This is a genomic window from Pauljensenia sp. UMB9872, assembly GCF_030212665.1.
Classification (GTDB): domain Bacteria; phylum Actinomycetota; class Actinomycetes; order Actinomycetales; family Actinomycetaceae; genus Pauljensenia; species Pauljensenia turicensis_B.
The window spans coordinates 1-4,833 of sequence record NZ_JASOER010000033.1 but is presented as its reverse complement, the minus strand read 5'-3'; the positions used below and the strand labels follow the sequence as shown (position 1 = coordinate 4,833).

Below are 4,833 nucleotides of genomic sequence, written 5' to 3'. Positions count from 1 at the left end.
GGATAGGGACCGAACTGTCTCACGACGTTCTGAACCCAGCTCGCGTACCGCTTTAATGGGCGAACAGCCCAACCCTTGGGACCAACTCCAGCCCCAGGATGCGACGAGCCGACATCGAGGTGCCAAACCATGCCGTCGATATGGACTCTTGGGCAAGATCAGCCTGTTATCCCCGGGGTACCTTTTATCCGTTGAGCGACCACGCACCCACGTGCCATGGCCGGATCACTAGTTCCTGCTTTCGCACCTGCTCGACCCGTCGGTCTCACAGTCAAGCTCCCTTGTACACTTGCACTCGCCACCTGATTACCAACCAGGCTGAGGGAACCTTTGAGCGCCTCCGTTACTTTTTGGGAGGCAACCGCCCCAGTTAAACTACCCACCAGGCACTGTCCCCAACCCGGATTACGGGCCGAGGTTAGATGACCGCGTGAACCAGAATGGTATTTCAACGACGACTCCACAACCGCTGGCGCGGCTGCTTCACAGTCTCCCACCTATCCTACACAAGTCCAAGCGAACACCAATACCAAGCTATAGTAAAGGTCCCGGGGTCTTTCCGTCCTTCTGCGCGTAACGAGCATCTTTACTCGTAGTGCAATTTCACCGAGTTCATGGTCGAGACAGCGGAGAAGTCGTTACGCCATTCGTGCAGGTCGGAACTTACCCGACAAGGAATTTCGCTACCTTAGGATGGTTATAGTTACCACCGCCGTTTACTGGGGCTTAAATTCAAGCCTTCACCACCAAAGGTGGTTGAGCCTTCCTCTTAACCTTCCAGCACCGGGCAGGCGTCAGTGCGTATACATCGTCTTACGACTTCGCACGCACCTGTGTTTTTGATAAACAGTCGCTTCTCCCTATTCTCTGCGACCCCACAACGCACGCACCCAGAATTGGGGGAACGTCACGGGGTCCTCCTTATCCCGAAGTTACGGAGGAATTTTGCCGAGTTCCTTAACCATGATTCACTCGAACGCCTCGGTATACTCTACCTGACCACCTGAGTCGGTTTAGGGTACGGGCGCGTTATGCCCTGACGTCGAGGCTTTTCTTGACAGCTTAGGATCACCACCAGACACCCCCAAAGGGCACCCCCATCAGTCCTCACCCTACGTGTCTGCCGGATTTACCTGGCAGACGGGCCACAACCTTAGACACACACAACCATCGGTGCGCGGCAGCTACCTTCCTGTGTCACCCCTGTTAACACGCTTACCTACAACAATCAGGATCCCACAACACCCTAGCCTGTTCAAACCCGAAGGAATGAACAGTTTGGGTGCGGGTGGTTAGCATAAAAGCTTCAGTATTTGGCGGTCACAACGCGGTACCAGAATATCAACTGGTTGTCCATCGACTACGCCTGTCGGCCTCGCCTTAGGACCCGACTAACCCAGGGCGGATAAACCTAGCCCTGGAACCCTTAGTCAATCGGCGGACGGGATTCTCACCCGCCATTCGTTACTCATGCCTGCATTCTCACTCCCACACGCTCCACCAACCGTTCCCAGCAGGCTTCACCGCACGCAGGACGCTCCCCTACCCACCCACACAACCACAGGACCCTGAAGATCCCAGGCTTTTATGTGTGAGTGCCACAGCTTCGGCGGTACGCTTAAGCCCCGCTACATTGTCGGCGCGAAACCACTTGACCAGTGAGCTATTACGCACTCTTTCAAGGATGGCTGCTTCTAAGCCAACCTCCTGGTTGTCACCGCGATCTCACATCCTTTCCCACTTAGCGCACACTTAGGGGCCTTAGCTGATGATCTGGGCTGTTTCCCTCTCGACTACGAAGCTTATCCCCCGCAGTCTCACTGCCATGCTCAACCTAATGGCATTCGGAGTTTGGCTGACGTCAGTAACCCATAGGGCCCATCGGCCATCCAGTAGCTCTACCTCCACCAGGCAACACACAACGCTGCACCTAAATGCATTTCGGGGAGAACCAGCTATCACGGAGTTTGATTGGCCTTTCACCCCTACCCACAGCTCATCCCCCAGGTTTTCAACCCTGGTGGGTTCGGTCCTCCACACAGTCTTACCTCTGCTTCAACCTGGCCATGGGTAGATCACCCCGCTTCGGGTCCAGAACACGCGACAAACGCCATATTTCAGACTCGCTTTCGCTACGCATACCCCACACGGGTTAAGCACGCCACGTATCACTGACTCGCAGGCTCATTCTTCAAAAGGCACGCCATCACCCCACAAGGCTCTGACGGCTTAAAGGCACACGGTTTCAGGTACTATTTCACTCCCCTCCCGGGGTACTTTTCACCATTCCCTCACGGTACTCTGCACTATCGGTCATCAAGAAGTATTTAGGCTTACCAGGTGGTCCTGGCAGATTCACACGAGATTTCACGAGTCCCGCACTACTCGGGCACCTATCCCACCTACGCATGCAACAGTCCATCTACACGACTATCACGCACTCCGGTCCGCTATCCCACACGGTTCAACTACCATCACACACGCAAGCCCCTCCCCGGCAGAGAAGAGACGAACAAGCCCCACAACACCGCACACGCAACCCCCGCCGAGTATCACACGCACACGGTTTAGCCTCCTCCGCTTTCGCTCGCCACTACTGACGGAATATCTTTTCCTACGGGTACTAAGATGTTTCACTTCCCCGCGTTCCCCCCACCACCCTATACACGTTCAGATGATGGTAACCAAGCACAACCCTGGTTAGGTTCCCCCATTCGGACACCCTCGGATCAAAGCTCGCTCGCCAACTCCCCGAGGCATATCGCAGGCCGCAACGTCCTTCATCAGCTCTTGATGCCAAGGCATCCACCGAATGCCCAACAAAACTAAACAAAACCACACAACAAGAAAACAAAAGATGCTCACAACCACTATACAAATCACAAACAACCCACCACACACACCACCAACCCCCAACACCCCACAAAAGGACGCACCAAAAAAAGGGCCGGTAGCATGCGAGCCAAACGCTCAAACGGTGTTGAACGTGAACCCGACAGCGTGTTTGCTTCCACGGAGCTTGCATCCCTGTTTTCCACTAAAAAACACCCACGCACCCACACCCACCACCCACACAAAGGGCAGTGAACTAATGCGAGCACAAGAAACACACACCAAACACACACGCGTGTCCTTGATGCGCATCCCCAAAAAACGGGCTCCCTAGAAAGGAGGTGATCCAGCCGCACCTTCCGGTACGGCTACCTTGTTACGACTTCGTCCCAATCGCCAATCCCACCTTCGACCACTCCCCCCAAAACGGTTAGGCCATGAGCTTCGGGTGTTACCAACTTTCGTGACGTGACGGGCGGTGTGTACAAGGCCCGAGAACGTATTCACCGCAGCGTTGCTGATCTGCGATTACTAGCGACTCCACCTTCATGGGGTCGAGTTGCAGACCCCAATCCGAACTGAGACTGGCTTTAAGTGATTCGCTCCACCTTACGATATCGCAACACTCTGTACCAACCATTGTAGCATGCGTGAAGCCCAAGACATAAGGGGCATGATGATTTGACGTCATCCCCACCTTCCTCCGAGTTAACCCCGGCAGTCCCCCACGAGTCCCCACCACAACGTGCTGGCAACATAGGGCAAGGGTTGCGCTCGTTGCGGGACTTAACCCAACATCTCACGACACGAGCTGACGACAACCATGCACCACCTGCACACCCCCAACCAAATGCACCCCCATCTCTGGAGGCTCTGGGTGCATGTCAAGCCTTGGTAAGGTTCTTCGCGTTGCATCGAATTAATCCGCATGCTCCGCCGCTTGTGCGGGCCCCCGTCAATTCCTTTGAGTTTTAGCCTTGCGACCGTACTCCCCAGGCGGGGCACTTAAAGCGTTAGCTACGGCGCAGAAACCACGGGTGGCCCCCACACCTAGTGCCCAACGTTTACAGCGTGGACTACCAGGGTATCTAATCCTGTTCGCTCCCCACGCTTTCGCTCCTCAGCGTCAGTAACGGCCCAGAGACCCGCCTTCGCCACCGGTGTTCCTCCTGATATCTGCGCATTCCACCGCTACACCAGGAATTCCAGTCTCCCCTACCGCACTCAAGTCAACCCGTACCCACCGCACGCCCCCAGTTAAGCCAGAGGATTTCACGGCAGACGCGGCCAACCGCCTACAAGCCCTTTACGCCCAATAATTCCGGACAACGCTCGCGCCCTACGTATTACCGCGGCTGCTGGCACGTAGTTAGCCGGCGCTTCTTTACCCACTACCCTCACCACACCCAATAGTGCGGCTTGACCATGAGCGAAAAAGGTTTACAACCCGAAGGCCTTCATCCCTCACGCGGCGTCGCTGCATCAGGCTTGCGCCCATTGTGCAAAATTCCCCACTGCTGCCTCCCGTAGGAGTCTGGGCCGTATCTCAGTCCCAATGTGACCGGTCACCCTCTCAGGCCGGTTACCCGTCAAAGCCTTGGTAGGCCATCACCCCACCAACAAGCTGATAGGCCGCGAGCCCATCCCCCACCAGAAAAAACCTTTCCACCCACCAACATGCGCCAATGAGTGAATATCCAGTATTAGCAGCCGTTTCCGACCGTTATCCCAAAGAAGAGGGCAGGTTACTCACGTGTTACTCACCCGTTCGCCACTAATCCACCCCAGCAAGCTGGAGCATCATCGTTCGACTTGCATGTGTTAAGCACGCCGCCAGCGTTCGTCCTGAGCCAGGATCAAACTCTCCGAACAAAAACAATTCAGAAAAACCAACCACACCAAAACGCGGCCAGCCAATCCCAACAAAAAACAAACTCAAAAACAAAAAACAGGCATAAAAACAAACACACTATCGAGTTCACAAACAACACCCACACACCC

General features: G+C 55.1%; 2 rRNA genes. Both read right to left on the bottom strand.

Going from position 1 to position 4,833, the window contains the following annotated elements:
• A 23S ribosomal RNA gene (locus tag QP109_RS09160) occupies window positions 1–2,832 on the bottom strand; the annotation flags it as partial.
• 334 nt (window positions 2,833–3,166) lie between these two features.
• A 16S ribosomal RNA gene (locus QP109_RS09155) occupies window positions 3,167–4,704 on the bottom strand.
• Between the last annotated feature and the right edge of the window lie 129 nt (window positions 4,705–4,833).